This window comes from Croceitalea sp. P059 (assembly GCF_031846365.1).
GTDB classification, from domain to species: Bacteria; Bacteroidota; Bacteroidia; order Flavobacteriales; family Flavobacteriaceae; genus Croceitalea; species Croceitalea vernalis.
In genome coordinates this window covers 71,823-92,185 of sequence record NZ_JAVRHW010000003.1, presented here as the reverse complement: position 1 = coordinate 92,185, position 20,363 = coordinate 71,823, and the positions used below count along the sequence as shown (strand labels likewise).

The window sequence follows — 20,363 nt, the reverse complement described above, 5'->3', positions numbered from 1 at the left end:
AATTTGCGCGCTAAAAAGGAACAAATGGCATTAGACAAAATCTTATCTATCGGTGGTAAACCAGGTCTTTATAAATTGTTGACACAAACCCGTGCAGGTTTTGTGGGTGAGTCTTTGATTGATGGTAAACGTATTACCGTTGGTTTAAGAAACAACGTGAGTGTTTTGTCTGAAATTGCTATTTACACACTTGAAGAAGAAGTTCCATTAAGAGAAGTTTTTCAAAAAATTAAAGAGAAAGAAAAAGGTGCCAAGACCTCCATTGGGCACAAAGAAGAAAAAATTAAGTTAGAAGAATATTTCTTTGAAATACTACCTGATTATGATGAAGATAGGGTTTATGCCAGCGACATAAAAAAGATAGTTCAATGGTACAATATTCTTCATGAACAGGGTATCACTGATTTCTCTGAGTCAGATGACGAAGATGTCGCTAAAAGTGAAGAGGAATAGTTTTTAAAAGATGACAAGGATTTTACTTTCATCTACCTAATCTTTCTTTATCTTCTCAATAGTATACTCGCTTTTTTCCCAATCAATTAGTTTAGATGGGTAATAATTAATATTCATTCGTTCAAGAAAAGGAGCCTGCTTGGCTAGTCTTTTTTTATAATTTTCCCAATCTCTATTAGTTTCAGTTGACCAACTCAATTCGGAATAGCCAATAGCTCTAGGAAAGGCGAGATACTCTAGTTCTTTAGAATTGCTAATAGTTTCAGACCATAGTGGAGCTTCAACACCTAAAATATTTTCCATTGGTATTCCGCAATAAGTTTCCGGTTTCCATACATAGGCGGAGTCAACAGGAATGTATGCTGCCCAATGCAATCCATATTCAGAGAGCGGGTCATATTGCATGTCTAAATAGGTTTTTTTTGCCGGTGACAGTATCACCTTCATGCCCTTATCAGCAGCAGCTCTTGCATTATCCATGCTATTCCAAAATTGTGCTATTGAAGTTGAGTCTATATTCGCTGTGGCTACTTCATCCCACCCAATCATTTTTTTACCGTGTTTTTGAACAATTTTTTCTACTCGCTCTACAAAATATTTATAATCATTTTTCTTCGTCACATGACTTTCATCACCTCCGATATGAAAATAAGGACTGGGGCTAATTGACGAAATCTCTCTAACAACATCATCAATAAAACTATAAACAGTGTCTTTGCGAGTGTCAAAAGTGCTAAAACCAACATGAGTGCCTTCATAGAGCTTAGGTGATTTTCCATTACCATTTAAAAATGGGTATGAGACAGAAGCCGCATTTGTATGACCAGGCATATCAACTTCCGGTAGAATCATCATATGATGTTTAGCAGCGTAATCAACTATTTCTTTATATTCTTCTTGTGTATAAAAACCACCTGATTCTCCACCCACTTCAGTACTTCCTCCGACTTCAGTAAGTTTTGGCCATGATTTTATCTCAATTCTCCACCCTTGGTCATCAGTTAGGTGCATATGTAGCACATTAATTTTGTAGTAAGCCAAAATATCAATAAACTTTTTGACCTCTTCAACACTAAAGAAATGACGGGCTACATCCAACATTACACCTCTAAATTCAAAATTAGGCTCATCCATTATTTTGCCTGAAGGAATAGGCCAAATAGAGTGTTCATTTAGTGAATCATTACTTTTCTCAGGAATAATTTGCCTTAAAGTTTGAACACCTCTAAATGCTCCTTCGTTAGTTTTTGCATTTAAAATGATAGAGTCTTTGGTGATATATATCTGATAAGCTTCATTCTCTTGCAGTTCTAATTCGTCTGTTTGGTTAATATAAATTACTCGATCAACAGTACTGCCTTCCGTATCATTTACAGGTAATCGAAGCCCGGTTTTAGATTGAATTTTAGATGATAAAAAACTACCGACTTCATCAATTCCACCTTCCGTAGATGACGTATAAATTGCAGTGTATTGGTCCAAAGCAAAAGCAGAATTTGTTGCAATAACTTTTAAGGGCATTGGAATAAGAGCTTCTTGTGCTAAATCCGTTTCAGGAACTACTATTTCTTTTTTAGGCTCAGTACAAGCTATACCAACTAATAAAATTCCAAATAGAATAAGTTGCCTAGAAATTAGTGATTTTGCCATAATGTTAATTGTAGATAATAAGTATTTAACCTCATTCAAAGATAAGAGGGGCTAATCATATTAAATCGTATTATTTTTTCAAATTTTGATAGTATTATGGTAAAAAGGGTTTAATTCTTTCATACCATAAATCATATCCTAATGTATTCATGTGAAGCCCGTCTTCAATAAAAATATCTGTTCTAACTTTTCTGCCGTTAAGCATAATGTCCCAAACGTTTGCATACTTTATATGAGGATTTGATATTGCCATCTTCGAAAACCGTTTATTTAAACGTTTATATTTTCCTTTTAATTTCCACCTAGAAATACTCGGTTTTGCAGATATTAAAACAATCTCAGAAGAAGGTAACTTATTTTGAATTTGTTGAATGACTTGTTCAGTTGTCTGTATGATTGATCGGGGCCGTATTTTGGCAAAAATGTCGTTATCTCCCTCATATATGAATACTTTAACAGGTTGGTATCGTAGTACTAGATTATCCAAATGATATAATAAATCTGAAGTTTGTGAACCGCCAAATCCGGAGTTTAAAACCTGGTATTGAGGAAATCGTTCTTGTACGTCTGTCCAAAAACGAATACTTGAACTTCCGGTAAACACAATGGTTTCTTTACTATTATCCCAAATACTATCATTACGATGAACAATATCATCAACTTCGTTTTGAAAATTATTTTGTGCAATTGCTTGAAAAGAAATAAAAGCAATTAAAAGTATTATGGCGTATTTAATCATGGTGTTTTCTTTTTAGTGATACCTTCTACCAAGGACCAATCGTAAAAACGTTCAATCCAATTATCAGAGGGTAAGCCGTTTTTACGCATTCCAAATCCATGACCGCCTTTAGAGTACATATGCAGCCCTACAGGCTTGCCTATTTCAAGCATGGAAGAATATAACTCAATAGAACCTTTTGCTAAGCCAAGAGGGTCATCACTTGCGCAAATAACAAGCATTGGTGGGGCGTCATCCTTTGGCGTTTGTACAGGCATTGCATCTGTCCAAGCGTACACAGGAACTAGAAAATCAGGACGATTGCTGATAGTATAATTGTACGAAACCCCCATTGTAACAGCTCCGCCTGCTGAAAATCCCATAAAGCCAATTTTAGTTGGATCAATAGCATAAGTAGCTACATTTTCTCTAACATAACTAATCGCATTTAAGCCATCTTGGATAGAATAGGGTATTATTTTAGCTACTTCTTCCCCAATTTTTTGTGGATTTGCTTGTGCTAATGCGGTAATGTCAGCAACGCCATCTTCCCCTGTAGGCACTAGTCGATATTTTAGTACAAAACCGGTTATTCCTTTCTCTGCTAACCATTTAGCTACTAAGTTTCCTTCACTTTCTATACTATGTGCATAGAGCCCTCCGCCAGGAGCTATGATTACTGCGGTACCTGTATTCTTTTCTGCAGAAGGTCGAAATACTTGCATGGTTGGTACGGACACATTCGTAACGACTTGGGTTTGCCAAATATTTGAATAATATTCTTTCTCATTATTTTCCCAAACAACATCATCTATCTTATTATATGGTAATTCAATAATGTCTTGTGCATTGATAGTGCTAATTGCTAAAAGTAAAAATGCAAAATGTGAAACTTTCATAGTATTTCTAGCTTAAGATTTAATTTGTTTAGTACGAATACACCAAAGACCAAAAAAGGTCAATAGCCCATTTAAAGGTAATAATTCATATCCTAAAACATACCCGCCTAAATAGGCTTTGTCAATATTGGCTATAAGGGCTATTGTTGCTACTGACAAAACACTTATTATCCATACCCATTTATCTTTAACTTGATGTTCGGTAAAAATACCAAAGGCAAATAAACCCAATAGCGGTCCATAAGTATACCCAGCAACGGTTAACAAACTGTCAATGACGTTGCTGCTCAGAATATATTTAAAAGCAATTATTACTGCAATGAGCGCCAAACTCATCCATACATGAGTTTTTTTTCTAATACGCTTTTTTTCTAGTTCGTCTTTATCTTTTAAATCTAAAAAGTCAACACAAAAAGAAGTTGTTAGTGAGGTTAGGGCACTATCAGCACTGCTGTATGCAGCTGCAATTAAACCAAGCATGAAGGTAATGGATAATGCGAGACCTAATCCGCTATTTAACGCAATTTCAGGGAAAAGTAAATCCGTCTTTGGGCTACCATCCATCAATGGCATAGAAATATTATTTTGGCCAGCATACAAATACAATAAAGCCCCTAAAAGCATAAATAAAAAGGTGACACCAACAAGTACAAAACTGAAGGACACCATATTCTTTTGGGCATCTTTTAAATTTTTACAGGTAAGATTCTTTTGCATCATATCTTGGTCTAGACCTGTCATACAAATGGTAATAAACATACCGCCAATAAAAGATTTTATAAAATGATTTCTTGCTAAAAAATCTTCGGTAAAAATTATTTTATTGTATTGCTTGAGTTCAACTGAAGTTAAGAATTCACCAAAACTCCAGTCTAATTCTTTATTAATTAAAATGATAGACAAAATCACTGCTGCAATCATAAAGGCCGTTTGTAAAGTATCGGTCCAAACAATAGTTTTAATACCTCCACGATTCGTGTATATCCAGATTAATAAAATGGATATAACAACCGTGATTTCGAAAGGTATTCCAAAGTCATCAAATACAAATTGTTGTAATACAATGGCAACCAAGTATAGTCTAAAAGCAGCTCCTAAAACTCGAGAAACAAAAAAGAAAAAAGCACCAGTTTTATGACTTACTACACCAAAGCGATTTAGTAAATACTCATAAATTGAGGTTAGGTTTAGTCGATAGTAAATGGGTAGTAATAAAAAGGCCACAACGAAATAGCCAAATAGGTAACCCAATACTACTTGAAAATATCCGAATTGTGATGCTTCTACCCAGCCCGGAACTGAGATGAATGTCACTCCTGATAAAGACGCCCCTACCATGCCGAACGCTACCAGGTACCAAGGAGACTTTTTTCCCGCTTTAAAAAAATCGGCATTAGAATCATTTTTACCAGTGAAATATGAAATTAGAAGTAGTACAATGAAGTACGCTGCTATAAGCAAGACTATTTGACTAGCTGTCATAAAATGATTTTATTTTGCAAAGTACAAATAACTCTAATCATAAATGTAAAATCGTAATTTTACGACTTCAAGAGAAAGAATGGAATACGCATCAAAGCTTTTAGAAAATGCAGTTTACGAGGTGGCGCAATTACCAGGTATTGGTAAAAGAACAGCTTTAAGACTAGTGTTGCATATTTTAAAACAGCCTGAGCAACAGACAGTGTCGTTGGCCGAAGCTTTAATTAAGCTGAGAACAGAAATTAATTTTTGTAAATCTTGCTACAATATTTCAGATACAGATTTGTGTGAAATATGTTCTAATTCAAAACGTGATACTTCAGTGGTTTGTGTTGTTGAAGATATACGCGACGTAATGGCAATTGAAAACACGTCACAATACCAAGGTCTTTATCATGTTTTAGGGGGTAAAATATCTCCAATGGAAGGTATTGGTCCACAGGATCTTAACATTAGTCCTCTAATTAATAAGGTCAAAGAAGGTGAGGTTAAAGAATTAATTTTTGCATTAAGTTCAACAATGGAGGGTGATACTACTAATTTCTATATCTACAAGCAATTAGAAGGAATGCAGGTGACTACTTCGACCATAGCAAGAGGAATTGCTGTAGGTGATGAATTGGAGTATGCCGATGAAGTTACTTTAGGTAGAAGTATTTTAAATCGAGTCCCTTTTGAGAATTCTATGAAAGCTAATTAATTTTAGTTAAAAGCAAGAAGTACGAAAAGTAGATTTTTGTACGTTAAAATCAATGATAAGGGCTTTTTTGTAGTATTTTTGCAAAATATAAGCCATAAACGATACTTTAATTAGGAATATGTCAAAGTTTGAATTGAAATTACCTCAGATGGGAGAAAGTGTTGCAGAGGCAACATTGACTACTTGGCTCAAAGAAGTGGGCGATATTGTCGAACTTGATGAAGCCATTTTTGAAATAGCTACTGATAAAGTAGATTCAGAAGTGCCAAGTGAGGTAGAAGGGGTTTTAATAGCAAGAAATTTCAACGTTGATGATGTTATTAAAGTTGGTGAGGTTGTAGCTGTAATAGAGACTTCTTCAGAAGGTTCAATTAATATTGATGACACAGAAGAGGCTATTTTAGTTGAAGAAACAATACAAGAACCTATAGCTGAAATTGAGAAGCAAGTAATTGAAGCAAAAGAAACAATTGCACAACCTGCTCAAGATTTTTCAAGTTCGGATCGTTTTTATTCCCCTCTAGTAAAAAATATTGCCAAACAAGAAGGTATTTCTATTAATGAGCTAGATAAAATAGCGGGAACGGGAAAAGAAGGTCGAGTTACTAAAAATGATATTCTTGATTATGTTGGTCAAAGAGGACAATCTACCAGTCCATCTGCCGATAAAAATGTAGTTAAACCTAAAGATTCAGTTAGCCTAGGCAATACTAGCGTTAATAGCGAAGCAGAAAAAACTATTGCTAATTCAATGACCAAAAATTTAGGTGACGAATTAATACCAATGACAAGAATGGGTAAATTAATTGCTCATCATATGGTAGAAAGTATTACTACATCAGCGCACGTTCAAAGTTTTGTTGAGGTTGATGTTACCAATGTTGTAAACTGGAGAAATAAAACAAAGAAAATTTTTGAACAACGTGAGGGTGAAAAGTTGACTTTTACCCCGATATTTATGGAAGCTGTAGCTGTGGCGTTAAAAAAGTACCCTATGATAAATATCTCTTTAGAAGGGGATAACGTCATCAAAAAGAAGCATATCAATATTGGTATGGCCGCTGCCTTGCCAGATGGAAATTTAATTGTTCCAGTTATTAAGAACGCAGACCAATTAAATTTGGTTGGTATGGCTAAAACGGTTAATGATTTGGCTAATCGTGCTAGAAATAATCAATTAAAACCAGACGATATTAAAGATGGTACTTATACCGTCACTAACGTGGGTAGTTTTGGGAGTATCTTTGGAACACCAATTATTAATCAGCCACAGGTAGGTATTTTAGCCCTAGGTGCAATTCGGAAAATGCCATCTGTCATTGAAACTGCAGAAGGAGATTTTATAGGTGTTCGTAGTAAAATGTACTTATCACATAGTTATGACCATAGAGTTGTTAATGGTGCTTTAGGAGGCATGTTTGTAAAAACCGTAGCCGATTATTTAGAGGCTTGGGATATTAATAGAGAAATCTAAATATTCTTCTTTCTTTTTGCTTTTACTTTTCTAATTTTAGGGTAGTTAAAAACTAAAAACAAATGAGGTCTTTTTTCATTGTTGTAATTGCTATCGTTCTTTTCTTTAGTAACATAAATGCTCAAGATACATCGTCTTATCAAAAAGAGATATTTGAGTTAGATAATAGGACAATGCCCTACAGGCTATTGTTGCCAAAAGATTTCGATGAAAATAAACAATATCCTTTTATATTGGTTTTACACGGTGCTGGGGAACGAGGTAATGATAACGAATCTCAATTAGTTCATGGTTCGAATTTGTTTTTAAAAAATGAGGTTCGAGAAAAATATCCTGCCATTGTTGTATTTCCGCAATGTGCAACTAATAGCACATGGGCAACTATTGGATATGGAGGTAACGGACAATTTACTTATTACAAAAAAGGTCAACCAACTAATGATATGCTGTTGTTGGAGGGGCTCATAAAATCTTTAAAAAAGAAATATAAAATTAATAAAGATCAAATGTATGTTGGTGGTTTATCTATGGGTGGTATGGGTACTTTTGAATTGGTTCGTCGAAATCCAAAAATGTTCATCGCTGCGTTTCCAATTTGTGGCGGTGCAAATCCAGCTATAGCTAATAGAATCAAGAAAACTCATTGGTGGGTTTTTCATGGCGATGCAGATAAAGTTGTACCATCAAAATACTCTACTTCTATGGTGAATGCACTGCAAAATGTAGATTCAGATGTAACTTACTCTTTATATCCGAATGTCGGCCATAACAGCTGGGATAATGCTTTTGCCGAAGCAGAATTACTACCTTGGCTATTTTCCATATCTAAATAATATCTTATGCAGCTGAAACTTACAAAACCAATTTGCTTTTTTGACTTAGAGACTACAGGTGTCAATGTTGCTAAAGACCGTATTGTTGAAATCTCTATTTTGAAAGTATTTCCTAATGGAAATAAAGAAAGCAAAACATGGTTAGTGAATCCTGAAATGGAGATTCCTGCCGAAGTAATTGCCGTGCATGGTATCTCTAATGAAAAGGTAGCTAATGAACCAACTTTTAAGCAGTTATCAAAAGAAGTTTATAAAATGATAAAAGATAGCGATTTAGCTGGCTTTAATTCAGACCGATTTGATATACCCTTGCTAGCTGAAGAAATGTTGCGTGCAGAGGTTGATTTTGATATGAAGCATATGGTTTCAGTCGATGTTCAAACAATTTTTCATAAAATGGAAAAAAGAACCCTTGGTGCTGCTTATAAATTTTATTGCGATAAAGATCTAGATGGTGCTCATAGCGCAGAAGCAGATACATTAGCGACTTATGAAGTATTATTGTCGCAATTAGAAAGATATCCTGAATTAGATAATAATGTTAAAAAATTATCTGAATTCACAACTCGAAAACAATCTTTGGACTTTGCTGGTTTTATAGGTGTAAATAAAGATAAAGAACCAATTTTTGCTTTTGGAAAACATAAAGGAAAAACTGTTGAAGATGTTATGGAGAAAGAACCAGGGTACTTTGGATGGATTCTGAACGCCGATTTTCCTTTATACACTAAGAAAGTTTTGACACAATTAAAATTGAGCAAGTTTAACAACAAACTATCGTAATGCGTTTGTTTCTTTTTTCGATTTTTGTTTCATTCAGTTCATTTTCCCAGAATATAGATTTTGAAGGTGTTGTGTTTGATACCAAATCAGAGACCCCTATACCATATGTGAATATAAGTTTTCTCAACACATTGGTAGGTACATCTACTGATGATAATGGTCATTTTATTATTGAGATTTCTGAAAATTTACTAAACAATAGGGTTCATATTTCATCCTTAGGATATAAAGACACTATAATGCCAGCCGAAGTAATCTATAAGACGAAAAAATTAAGTTTAGTTGAAGAAACTTACGAATTAGATGAGGTAGTAGTTTCAGAAAAACTTGGCGATGCAATAGTTTTAAATTCCATAGCTAGTTACGATATTACTAGTGGTTTTGACTCTTCTTCAACACCTTGGGTATTGGCCTTATATTTTCCCAATATTGGCGCAAGTAAAAAATATTTGAAGAATGCTACTATTTTTTTTAGAGATCAAAATGAATTTAAGAGTGGTCAGTCTAAATTTAGATTACGGTTTTATGCAGTAGACCCAGAAACTAAAAAACCATCAACTGATTTAGTTCGAAAAAGCTTGATTTTAGAATCGATTAAAGGAAATGATTTTACCTCTATTGATTTAGATGCTTTAAGTGTTGAGATGCCAAGAGACGGAATTTATGTGGGTCTGGAGTGGTTGTTTATTCCATACAACTGGTATAAGAAAGAAGATAAAAACAACTTGACGAATGCATCAATGATTGAAGATAGGTTCGCACCAACTTTTGGTGGTGTTTATTCTGAAAACCAAAATTATAAAGTGATGATTTACGGAATGGGAGAGTGGCAGGAGTTTAACGTAAAGTCAAAAGGTAATAATAAGAACTTTATTCCGGCAGTAAGTCTTAAAGTAGTTAAGAGATAACTAATATTTAAAAAATTATCTATGAAATTGATTTGTATAGGCAGAAATTATGCCGGTCATATTGACGAATTGAATAATGAAAGACCTTCAGAACCTGTTGTTTTTATAAAGCCCGATTCTTCGATCCTGCCTAGAGAACAAGATTTTTATATACCCGAGTTTTCCCATGATGTTCATTATGAGGTAGAGGTGCTTATTAAGATAAAAAAGGTGGGTAAACATATAGCCAGACAGTTTGCGCATAAGTATTACGATGAAATTGGTTTAGGAATTGATTTTACAGCTCGAGACCTTCAATCTAAGTTAAAAGCAAAAGGATTGCCATGGGAAAAGGCGAAAGGGTTTGACGGTGCTGCGGTGATAGGTAAGTGGATAGCTAAAGAAAAGTACGAAAATATTGACAATTTAGGGTTTTCATTGTTAAAAAATGGGGAATTTGTACAAAATGGAGATACATCGCTGATGCTGTGGAAGATAGATGAGTTAATTTCTTACGTTTCGACCTATTTTACCCTCAAAAAAGGGGATATTCTCTTTAGTGGTACCCCTTCAGGTGTTGGTAAAGTAAATGCAAATGATTACCTTGAGGGAAGAATTGAAGGTGAGCAATTTTTTGCTATTAATGTGAGATAATGATTTACAATTTAGATAAGATTAACGAAATGGCTGAAGGTGATGAAGATTTCATCGTATCAGTAGTTTCCGTTTTTCTAGAAGAAGTTCCCGAAGATATTGAGGCTTTAGAAAGTGCAATTGCCTCTGAAGATTTTGAGCAGATTTATAAAATGGCTCATAAAATAAAACCTAATGTTGATTTATTGGGTATGGAACAAACACGTGCTAATGCTTTAGAGATTGAAACCTTAGGCAAAAGCGCAGGTAATCTTGAAACTATTCAGGAAAAGTTTGCACTACTGAAAAAAGATGTTGAGCAGGTTGTTGCAGAATTGCAAAAAGACTTTGATATCTAATTGCTTGACTTTCGAGCTAAAAATTCCTTTTATTACTTTTAATCCCTGATAATCTTTTTTTCATTTAAATGGGTTTTATGCAGGCAGAAATCATTACAATAGGTGATGAGATATTGATAGGTCAAATTGTAGATTCTAATTCAGCTTTTATAGCGAAAGAGCTTAATAAAATCGGAGTATCAGTGTATCAAATCACTTCCATTCAAGATGATAAGCAACATATTTTAAATGCTTTGCAAGAATCAAATAGGAGGAGTCAAGTCGTAATTATTACTGGTGGACTTGGTCCAACAAAAGATGATATTACTAAACATACTCTTTGTCATTATTTTGAAGATACTTTGAAGCAGAATAAAACAGTTTTATCACATATAGAGATGTTGTTTAAAAAGTTTGTTTCTACCCCAATTTCTGATTTGAATAGATTACAGGCTTTAGTACCAACAAAGGCTGAGGTACTTCATAATAGCTTTGGTACAGCGCCAGGTTTATGGATGGAAAAGGATGGAACATCCTTTATTTCTTTACCGGGTGTACCTTTTGAAATGAAAGGTTTAATAACTAATGAAGTTCTTCCGCGAATTATAGAAAAATACGAACGACCACATATCATTCATAAAACTATAATGACTTACGGTTTGGGTGAGAGTGCTATAGCCATGAAAATCGAGAACTGGGAAAACAATCTTCCTGAGGAAATAAAGCTAGCTTACTTACCTAGTTTAGGTCGAGTTCGATTGCGTTTAACGGCAAAAGGAAAAAATAAGGAACAGCTTCAAACTAGAGTTAATAATGAAGCTAAAAAATTATACCCACTTATTGGTGATATCATTTATGGCGAAGAAGAAGATGATAATTTAGAGGCAGTTATTGGTAAGATGTTAACTCAAAAGCAAATGACATTAGCAAGCGCTGAGAGTTTTACTGGCGGTAAAATTGCGGAACAACTAACGGCAATTTCAGGTGCTTCTAAGTATTTTAAAGGTACTGTTGTTAGTTATAGCACTGAATCCAAAATAAATGTACTTGGCGTTGATGAAAATTTAGTAAAAGAACATTCTGTAGTCAGTGAAGAAGTAGCCGTGGCAATGGCTAAAAATGTGAAACAGATTTTAAATTCAGATTTTGCTGTAGCAACTACCGGAAATGCGGGTCCAACAAAAGGAGATTCCGAAGAACCAGTCGGCACGGTCTTTATTGCAATAAGTACTCCAGAACTTACATTTGCTCAGAAATTTACTATGGGAAATCACCGAGAACGTATTGTTCAAAAGTCGGTTAATAAGGCTTTTGAAATGCTTCAAAAAGAAATTCTAAAATTTTGAGACTTAATTTTTGTCTGTCTAACAGAAATAACTAAATTTGCACCCTCAATAAAATCACTCAAAAGTAAGAGAGATGTCTAAAGTTTGTGAAGTTACAGGTAAAAAGGTGATGTTTGGAAACAACGTTTCTTTCTCTATCAATAAAACGAAGAGAAGATTTGACGTTAATATTTCTAAAAAGAAATTCTACATCCCAGAAGAAGATAAGTGGGTAACGCTTAATGTTTCTTCTAAAGGAATTAAAATTATCAACAAGAAGGGTATCTCAGCTGCTTTGAAAGACGCTAGAGCTAAAGGTTTTGTGAAGTAAAAGATTAGAAAATGGCAAAGAAAGGCAACAGAATCCAAGTTATACTAGAATGTACAGAGCATAAAGAATCAGGTATGCCTGGTACTTCACGTTATATTACCACAAAAAATAAAAAGAACACACCAGACAGAATGGAGATTAAAAAATTTAATCCTATTCTTAAGCGTATGACTGTTCATAAAGAAATCAAATAATATTTAGGACATGGCAAAGAAGACAGTAGCAACCTTACAAGGAAGTTCAAAAAGATTGACAAAGGCCATCAAAATGGTAAAGTCACCTAAAACAGGTGCTTACACATTTGTTGAGTCCGTTATGTCACCAGAATTAGTAAATGATTGGTTATCTAAAAAATAATCTTTTACGAGAACATATATTTAGAGAGCCGCTTTTTAGCGGCTCTTTTTGTTTTATAAAAATGCACTTACTTTCCTATCTTTGATTTTCAACAATACATTATAATGAGTCTGTTTAAAAATATATTCTCTAAAGAAAAGAAAGAGACACTTGACAAGGGCTTAGAAAAATCTAAAAGCAGTTTTTTTGGCAAGTTAAGCAAGGCTGTAGCTGGAAAGGCTAAGGTAGATGACGAAGTTTTGGATAATTTAGAAGAGGTATTAGTAACTTCTGATGTTGGTGTAAACACTACATTAAAAATTATCGACCGTATTGAAGCTAGAGTTTCAAAAGATAAATACTTAGGTACTGATGAGTTGAATCAAATTCTTAGGGAAGAAATTGCTGGTTTACTTTCTGAAACACATGTAGGCGAGGATATTGATTTTTCTTTACCAATTACGCATAAACCTCATGTAATAATGGTGGTCGGTGTTAATGGAGTGGGTAAAACAACAACTATTGGTAAATTAGCTAAACAGTTTAAGAATAAAGGTTTAAAAGTGGTTTTAGGCGCTGGCGATACCTTTCGTGCTGCAGCAATAGATCAGTTAGAAGTTTGGGCTAATAGAGTGAACGTACCGATTATTAAGCAAAAAATGGGTAGTGATCCGGCTTCAGTAGCTTTTGATACTTTAAATTCAGCTGTAGCAGATGAAGCAGATGTAGTTTTAATTGATACCGCAGGTCGTTTACATAATAAAGTCAACTTAATGAATGAGCTTTCAAAAGTTAAGCGTGTAATGCAAAAGGTAGTGCCTGATGCACCTCATGAAGTGATGCTGGTATTGGATGGTTCAACGGGTCAGAATGCTTTTGAACAAGCCAAGCAATTTACCAAAGCCACCGAGGTAACTTCGTTGGCTGTTACAAAATTAGATGGAACAGCAAAAGGTGGAGTAGTTATTGGAATTTCAGATCAGTTTCAAATACCGGTAAAATATATTGGAGTAGGAGAGGGAATTGATGATTTACAGGTATTTAATAAATATGAGTTTGTGGATTCTTTTTTTAACTTATGATAGTTGAATACGCAATCTTACCTACTAGAGTTAAAGCCGTAATTATTGATAGCCTAATTATTGTCGCAGCAATGTATTTAATATCTGAAGTACTAGATTCATTTGAAAATGTTGCGGTATTAATCAAGATGTTTTGCTTCGCCCTAATTCTATTATATGATCCTATTTTTACAAGTTTGTATGGTGGCACAATAGGCCATTCATTTTGCAATATTTCAGTTAAAAAGGAAAGTGATTTATCTGAAAATATATCATTTCCCTTAGCAATCTTGAGGTATTTAATTAAAACAAGTTTAGGCTGGGTTTCTTTAATCTCTGTAACAGCCAATGATAAACGTAAGGCAATTCATGACTTTTTAGCTAAATCTGTGGTAATAGAATCTTAATAGAATATATGAAAGCGATACTTCAAAATATTTATATCCTAGCCTTATTTTGTAGCTTTTCATTGATTTCTCAAATAAATCACCCTAAAGCAAGTCCGTTTGCACAAGTAGCGCAAGAAATAGGTTTATCAAAGGTATCTATTACATATTCTCGGCCATCAGCAAGAGGAAGAAAAGTAATAGGCGGTTTAGTGCCATATGGTCGAATTTGGCGTGTAGGTGCAAATGAAAGTACTAAAATTAGTCTTGATACCGACTTTATGATTCATGGTCATGCGCTATCAAAAGGGGTATATGCTGTTTATGCTTTTCCTGAAGAAAAAGAGTGGCAGATTGTCTTTCATACCAATGTGAGTCATTGGGGTGATGGCCGTAAAAATTATAATCCAGAAGAAGATGCTTTTCGCATTAAAGTAAAACCTGAAAAAATTCCATTTCATCAAGAAAATTTTTTAATAGCTTTTGATTCCATCACTCATAACTCAGCAAATCTCAATTTACTTTGGGAAAACACCAAATTGACTATTCCGATGTATGTAGACACTGACAGTCAAATGGAGTTAGAGATACAAAGACAACTCAATGAAAACCCAACTGCACAAACGTATTACGAAGCGGCTCGCTATTTACAGGAACAAGAAAAAGACTTTGAAAAGGCTTTAGGGTATTTAAATAAGGCCTTGGAGATTGGTGGTGATACTTATTATTTTCATCGAGTAAAAAGTTTAGTACAGGCTGAACTTAGGGATTTTAATGCTGCTATCTCATCTGCAAAAAAATCACTTAAGATTGCTTCAGAATTAGAAAAAGATGAGTTTGTTCGTATGAACGAAATCAATATCAAAAGGTGGCAGAGCCTTCTTGAAAAATAATTTCTTTATTTCTCACCGATGTTGAGAAGTCTTATATTTAGATTTCTTTCAATAAAATCAATCGAAATGACACCAATTCTATCCTTAAATATTAAAAGACTTTTAATAGTTCTCATTACTATTTTTTCATTTTCTTGCAATCAGGAAAAGAAATCTAAAGAAGTCCCACTACATGTACTTTGGAAACCTTACAATGATTCTTCTGAAGTGTCAGAAAACTCAGAACATGAAAAGGTTAAAATGCGTTATAAATTTATTCAAAGCAAGGTTTTAGACAAGAATGAGGTATTTCAACCTTTGTATGAAGAGGTTTCTCAATTTTCGGAAGTAAAATATGAAATGATGAAACCTTTAGTGTTGGAGCAAGACATTCCGACCTTGCAAAGTCATGTTTCTAAAGGTAAATTTAGTTATGTAGAGTTAACCCAGTTCTATTTATATCGCATTTACAAATACGAATTACCAAATGAAACTACATTAAACTCCATCATAGCTCTGAATCCACACGTAATTGAAGAAGCTAGACAACTAGACAAAAACTCTGATGGTCAACACGCCATCTATGGAATGCCAATTTTATTAAAAGATAATATTGGTGCTTTGAATATGAATACAACTGCTGGGGCCATTGCTCTAATGGAAAATAAAACTGATGACGCTTTTATTGTAAAGAAGTTAAAAGAAAAGGGAGCCCTGATTTTGGGCAAAGCTAATTTAAGTGAATGGGCTAATTATTTATGTAGTTGCCCAAACGGTCAAAGTGCTGTAGGTGGGCAAACCTTAAATCCGTATGGTCGTCGCGTTTTTGATACTGGTGGTTCAAGTGCTGGAAGTGGTGCCACTACTGCTGCCAACTATGCAGTAGCTGCAATTGGAACTGAAACCTCGGGTTCAATTTTATCTCCATCTGGTCAAAGTTCTGTAGTAGGTTTAAAGCCTACTATAGGTGTATTGAGTAGAACAGGGATTGTCCCAATTTCTAGCACATTAGACACACCAGGTCCAATGACCAAAAATGTTATTGACAACGCTATTTTATTTGATGCTATGCGGGGTCGTGATATGAAGGACTCAAAATCTATACACTCTGAATGGCCAACTAATTGGTATCATTCATTTTCATTGACTTTTGAAAATAAAAAGTTAGGTGTTATTAAGAAATATCTTGAAAATGATTCTATTTATAATGCAACGGTAAAAAAACTAGAATCAGCTGGGGTTTCCATCATTGCTTTTGACCCACCAGATGTTAGTTTTGATGGTTTTTTATCAATATTGAATATCGATATGAAATATGATTTACCAAATTATATCTTCGAAGAAGTCAAGAACCTTGAAGATACTAGTCTAAAAGATATTCAGGATATAGTGGATTTTAATTTAAATGATTCTTTGGTAAGGATTCCATATGGTCAAATTCGGTTTGAAGGTATTCTAAATGATTCAACTACATTAGAAGAACTACATATAATAAAGAAAAGATTAAAAAATAATGGGCGCCATTTTTTTGATAAAGCAATTGACGAATACGGTTTAGATGCCGTTTTGTCCATAAACAACTATGACGCGGGTGCTGCAGCGATTGCAGAATACCCTGCTTTAACAGTTCCTATGGGCTATAAGAAATCTGGTGAACCAGTAAATTTAACTTTTATTGCTAAGCAATATGAGGAAGCCAAACTATATGAACTTGGAGCTGCTTTTGAAGCATTGAGTAGAGTCAGAATAATACCTGATTCTTATAAAGATTAGTTGATAAAATAATTCAATAAACCCCATAGTTCATTGTCAAAACTTGAAGGTCCTAATAGGTTTTAACCAGTATAGGTATTTAATTTTCATCTAAATACAAGAATTTCGATAGTTTTTGTTGTGAAAGCTTATCTAGTTGATATTAAAGCTTAATCAATAAAATCAATTAGTCGAAAGAAAAAGATAGCCTTAAAAAAGAAGCAATAAATTTTGGACTTAAACTCATTAAACTAATCTTGAAATGCTATTTTTACCCAATAATTGGATTGGAATTAAAATATTAATTCTCCAAATTATGTTAAAATTAGAGCATTCGAGATGGTTTTTAGTTCTGCCGTATTTTTATTCATATTTCTTCCATTAGTTTTATTTATAAATATAATTTTAAAAGAAAGGTATAGAAATCCTTTTGTTTTAATAGCAAGTCTTTTTTTTTACGCCTGGGGCGAGCATATGTTGGTGCTCCTTATGGTCTCGTCAATATGTATTAATTATCTTGTTGGTATAACAATATCATATTATCATCAAAAAGATAATAAAAGGGGAGCAGTTTATATCTTAGCTCTAGGGATACTTATTAATCTTTCGATTTTATTTTATTTTAAATATACCTATTTTATAATAGAAAATCTTGAATTATTAGGCTCCTCCTTTGAATTTGAAATAGACCTTATAGTACTTCCGATAGGAGTATCATTTTTTACTTTTCAAAATATTTCTTATTTGATTGATGTTTATCGAAAAGAAGTGGAGAGCCAGAAAAATTTGTTTCATTTAGGCCTCTATGTTTCTTTGTTTCCGCAACTAATTGCTGGTCCAATAGTGAGATACGTTGATATTCAGAAAGAAATTCAAAAAAGAATAATTACCAAAGAGTTATTTCTTTCTGGTTTAACGCGCTTTATTAGAGGGTTAGGAAAGAAGGTTCTAATTGCCAATACAGCTGGGTTAATTGCTGATAATATATTTTCTTTTCGACCTGATACCATTTCTAGTGGAATTGCGTGGTTAGGAATTATATGTTATGCTTTACAGATTTATTTTGATTTTTCTGGTTATTCTGACATGGCCATTGGGCTTGGTAGAATGTTAGGTTTTAATTTTAAAGAAAATTTTAATTATCCTTATATTTCAAAATCAATTCAAGATTTTTGGAGAAGATGGCACATTTCCTTATCAACTTGGTTTAGGGACTACCTTTACATACCGCTTGGAGGAAATAGAAAGGGAAAGAACAGAACATATATAAATTTAGTGATTGTTTTTTTTATCACTGGTTTATGGCACGGGGCTAGTTGGAATTTTATAGTTTGGGGCCTTTATCATGGTTTTTTCTTGTTAGTTGAAAGAGTTAATCCTTTTCAATTGCCACGGAGAATGAGATTTTTAAGTCATGTATATTTGATTGTGGTGGTATTGGTCGGATGGGTATTTTTTAGAGCAGAAAACTTACCTTATGCGATTGACTATATTTATCAAATGTTTGCTTTTCAAGAGGGTGTTAACTTCACTAGTCTGCTATATGTAAATACTTATACCTGTTCAGTAATTTTATTTGGTTTTTTATTGGCGACACCAATAAGAAAAAAAATAAAGAATGTTTTAATAGAACGGGTAGCTTTGGGAAAACCTATTTTTTTTGTTAGGTATGTTATATATGGAATACTGTTTTTCTTTAGTATTTTAGAATTGGCACAAGCCACTTATAACCCATTTATTTATTATAGATTTTAAATCAATTTCATGGTCAATCGATTAATCATAATAGGTAAGGGTTTTTTAATTTCGGCTTTGCTGGTTTATCTTTTATTCAACATAAAAGATAAACCAGCTTTTATAGAATTAGAGATTAAAGCAGAGTTTTTGCAAGATGATCACCTTCAAGTTTTTTATAAATATCTTGGACAAGAAAAGTTTACAGAAAAACAAAGTACAAGAATCACTTTTGAAGGAAAACAAGGGATTCGTAAATTTAGATTGAAATTACCTGTAATTAAATCATTACAAGAGTTAAGACTTGATTTGGGTCAAAATAAGAATCAGAAAGAGATAAATATTAGGTCAATTGATCTTATTTCTTTGGGTACTAGAGCTAAATTGAATCTAACGGACAGCTATTTTAACTCTAATGAGTTTATTGATATTCAAGGTGATAGAGTTTATTTAAAACCTCTTAATAATCTTTATGATCCATTTTTAACTTCTAATAACGAAGTGTCCAAACAATTAATAAATCTAAGAGTTCCACAGCCTATAATTGAGAAAAAATTTATTTATTTAATCGGATGCATTTTTTTTATTTCAATTACTACTTTTTTATTTTCTTTAAATACAATATTTTATTTTAAACAAACGATTGAGAATGTTTTCTTGATATTCTTTTTTACTTCTATATTCTTGCCAACCTTACTATTAAATTTGAAATCTGATAAAAATGAAATAGAAAAGAGAAAAATGGCGTCAAAGCCAGAATTTACTTTTAATCAGAATTATCCAGCTTTATTTGAAGACTATTTCAATGACAATTTTGGGTTTAGGAACAATTTAATTGAATTATCTGCTTTGATAAAAGTCAAAATTTTCAAATCTTCTCCAAAACCTGAAGAAGCCTTATTTGGTAAAGATGGATATCTGTTTTACAATTCTCTTAAAGGTTCCATGTATTCAAGCTATGCAAATAAGAATCTTTACACCAAAAAAGAAATAGAAGAGAAGTATCAAGAATTATTAAAACGAAAAGTTTTTCTGAATGATCAAGGAATAATTTATGTATGTGGTTTTTGGCCTAACAAACACTCTATTTATTCAGAAAAATTGCCATTTTCTATGAAAATGCAAATAAGAAATGAGTTGAATTTAAGGACTCAGATAACTTCTTATTTAAAACAGAAAAACTTTCACTTTTTTGATGTCACCCAAGATCTTATGAAAAGTAAACTACAATATAATTTATACAGAAAGTTTGACACCCATTGGAATTCGCACGGTGCTTTCGTGGGATATAAAAGTTTTTTCAATATAAATTATGCTCTTTTAGGTGTTAAGCCGTTTGACTATGAAGACTTTAAAATTTCAAATATAAAACATGATTTTGGAGATTTAGCAAACATTATGGGTGTTGAAAAAATGTCGTATACTGATGATTTTCCGGTGTTTGAATTTAAAAAAGGATTGAATTATTTTAGTGAAACAAACAATTTTAATTTCGATATTGAAACAAAGATTACAAAAAACCCAAACTGCGGAAATGAATTAAGGGTTCTTATCTTTGGAGATTCTTTTTCTAGAGCATTAGTTCAGTTTATCTCTTTACATTACTCAGAAGTCATATACCTCAACTCTAGTTATCAACAAACCATGATTCAAGAATACTCACCAAATATTGTTATAACTACAAAGGTTGAACGGGATATTAAATTTCTGTAAACC

22 protein-coding genes are annotated in these 20,363 nt (G+C 33.2%); 18 read left to right on the top strand and 4 right to left on the bottom strand.

What is annotated here, in order from left to right:
• Window positions 1-24: 24 nt before the first annotated feature.
• Complete coding sequence (locus tag RM542_RS10605) at window positions 25-453, top strand: DUF5606 domain-containing protein (RefSeq protein ID WP_311385723.1); 429 nt, start codon at window positions 25-27, stop codon at window positions 451-453.
• A 36-nt stretch (window positions 454-489) separates the two neighbouring features.
• Here RM542_RS10605 and RM542_RS10600 read toward each other — a convergent pair whose 3' ends face one another.
• The 4 genes from RM542_RS10600 to RM542_RS10585 all read right to left on the bottom strand — a co-directional run bounded on the left by RM542_RS10600 (window position 490) and on the right by RM542_RS10585 (window position 5,202).
• Window positions 490-2,103: a family 20 glycosylhydrolase gene (locus RM542_RS10600; protein WP_311385722.1), complete on the bottom strand. Its 1,614-nt coding sequence runs from the start codon at window positions 2,101-2,103 to the stop codon at window positions 490-492.
• 94 nt (window positions 2,104-2,197) lie between these two features.
• Window positions 2,198-2,842 (bottom strand): GDSL-type esterase/lipase family protein, encoded by a 645-nt coding sequence (locus RM542_RS10595; RefSeq protein ID WP_311385721.1) that lies wholly within the window; start codon window positions 2,840-2,842, stop codon window positions 2,198-2,200.
• Window positions 2,839-3,720, bottom strand: a complete 882-nt coding sequence (locus RM542_RS10590) for an alpha/beta hydrolase (RefSeq protein ID WP_311385720.1) — start codon at window positions 3,718-3,720, stop codon at window positions 2,839-2,841. The genes RM542_RS10595 and RM542_RS10590 overlap by 4 nt, the downstream gene beginning before the upstream one ends.
• A 12-nt stretch (window positions 3,721-3,732) precedes the next feature.
• A complete protein-coding gene (locus RM542_RS10585) occupies window positions 3,733-5,202 on the bottom strand; it encodes a sodium:solute symporter (RefSeq protein ID WP_311385719.1) in 1,470 nt (489 codons plus the stop codon).
• A 79-nt stretch (window positions 5,203-5,281) separates the two neighbouring features.
• On the opposite strand from RM542_RS10585, the gene recR reads away from it, so the two are divergent.
• The 17 genes from recR to RM542_RS10500 all read left to right on the top strand — a co-directional run bounded on the left by recR (window position 5,282) and on the right by RM542_RS10500 (window position 20,360).
• Window positions 5,282-5,902 carry a recombination mediator RecR gene (recR, locus tag RM542_RS10580; protein WP_311385718.1) on the top strand — a complete coding sequence of 207 codons (621 nt, stop codon included), beginning with the start codon at window positions 5,282-5,284 and terminating at the stop codon, window positions 5,900-5,902.
• 118 nt (window positions 5,903-6,020) lie between these two features.
• Window positions 6,021-7,376, top strand: a complete 1,356-nt coding sequence (locus RM542_RS10575) for a dihydrolipoamide acetyltransferase family protein (protein WP_311385717.1) — start codon at window positions 6,021-6,023, stop codon at window positions 7,374-7,376.
• 62 nt (window positions 7,377-7,438) lie between these two features.
• Complete coding sequence (locus tag RM542_RS10570) at window positions 7,439-8,209, top strand: alpha/beta hydrolase-fold protein (protein WP_311385716.1); 771 nt, start codon at window positions 7,439-7,441, stop codon at window positions 8,207-8,209.
• A gap of 6 nt (window positions 8,210-8,215) precedes the next feature.
• Complete coding sequence (locus RM542_RS10565) at window positions 8,216-8,992, top strand: exonuclease domain-containing protein (RefSeq protein WP_311385715.1); 777 nt, start codon at window positions 8,216-8,218, stop codon at window positions 8,990-8,992.
• Window positions 8,992-9,900: a carboxypeptidase-like regulatory domain-containing protein gene (locus RM542_RS10560; protein WP_311385714.1), complete on the top strand. Its 909-nt coding sequence runs from the start codon at window positions 8,992-8,994 to the stop codon at window positions 9,898-9,900. Before RM542_RS10565 ends, RM542_RS10560 begins: the two co-directional genes overlap by 1 nt.
• Before the next feature lie 21 nt (window positions 9,901-9,921).
• On the top strand, window positions 9,922-10,533 hold the full coding sequence (locus RM542_RS10555; protein ID WP_311385713.1) for a fumarylacetoacetate hydrolase family protein: 612 nt from the start codon (window positions 9,922-9,924) through the stop codon (window positions 10,531-10,533).
• A complete protein-coding gene (locus tag RM542_RS10550; protein ID WP_311385712.1) occupies window positions 10,533-10,871 on the top strand; it encodes an Hpt domain-containing protein in 339 nt (112 codons plus the stop codon). Before RM542_RS10555 ends, RM542_RS10550 begins: the two co-directional genes overlap by 1 nt.
• A gap of 77 nt (window positions 10,872-10,948) precedes the next feature.
• Entirely contained in the window at window positions 10,949-12,196 is a 1,248-nt protein-coding gene (locus RM542_RS10545) for a competence/damage-inducible protein A (RefSeq protein WP_311385711.1), read from the top strand.
• Window positions 12,197-12,269: 73 nt separating this feature from the next.
• Window positions 12,270-12,506 carry a 50S ribosomal protein L28 gene (gene rpmB / locus RM542_RS10540; RefSeq protein WP_311352880.1) on the top strand — a complete coding sequence of 79 codons (237 nt, stop codon included), beginning with the start codon at window positions 12,270-12,272 and terminating at the stop codon, window positions 12,504-12,506.
• A gap of 11 nt (window positions 12,507-12,517) precedes the next feature.
• On the top strand, window positions 12,518-12,700 hold the full coding sequence (rpmG, locus tag RM542_RS10535) for a 50S ribosomal protein L33 (protein ID WP_031444791.1): 183 nt from the start codon (window positions 12,518-12,520) through the stop codon (window positions 12,698-12,700).
• A 10-nt stretch (window positions 12,701-12,710) separates the two neighbouring features.
• Window positions 12,711-12,863 carry a DUF4295 domain-containing protein gene (locus tag RM542_RS10530; RefSeq protein WP_311352885.1) on the top strand — a complete coding sequence of 51 codons (153 nt, stop codon included), beginning with the start codon at window positions 12,711-12,713 and terminating at the stop codon, window positions 12,861-12,863.
• Between the two features lie 104 nt (window positions 12,864-12,967).
• Complete coding sequence (gene ftsY, locus RM542_RS10525) at window positions 12,968-13,924, top strand: signal recognition particle-docking protein FtsY (protein ID WP_311385710.1); 957 nt, start codon at window positions 12,968-12,970, stop codon at window positions 13,922-13,924.
• Complete coding sequence (locus RM542_RS10520) at window positions 13,921-14,310, top strand: RDD family protein (protein WP_311385709.1); 390 nt, start codon at window positions 13,921-13,923, stop codon at window positions 14,308-14,310. The genes ftsY and RM542_RS10520 overlap by 4 nt, the downstream gene beginning before the upstream one ends.
• An 8-nt stretch (window positions 14,311-14,318) precedes the next feature.
• Window positions 14,319-15,182: a DUF2911 domain-containing protein gene (locus RM542_RS10515; RefSeq protein WP_311385708.1), complete on the top strand. Its 864-nt coding sequence runs from the start codon at window positions 14,319-14,321 to the stop codon at window positions 15,180-15,182.
• A gap of 66 nt (window positions 15,183-15,248) precedes the next feature.
• Entirely contained in the window at window positions 15,249-16,934 is a 1,686-nt protein-coding gene (locus tag RM542_RS10510; RefSeq protein ID WP_311385707.1) for an amidase family protein, read from the top strand.
• A gap of 318 nt (window positions 16,935-17,252) precedes the next feature.
• Window positions 17,253-18,668: an MBOAT family O-acyltransferase gene (locus RM542_RS10505; RefSeq protein ID WP_311385706.1), complete on the top strand. Its 1,416-nt coding sequence runs from the start codon at window positions 17,253-17,255 to the stop codon at window positions 18,666-18,668.
• A gap of 9 nt (window positions 18,669-18,677) precedes the next feature.
• The gene (locus RM542_RS10500; protein ID WP_311385705.1) at window positions 18,678-20,360 is read left to right on the top strand and encodes an alginate O-acetyltransferase AlgX-related protein; all 1,683 of its coding nucleotides are present in this window, start codon (window positions 18,678-18,680) and stop codon (window positions 20,358-20,360) included.
• Window positions 20,361-20,363 lie beyond the last annotated feature (3 nt).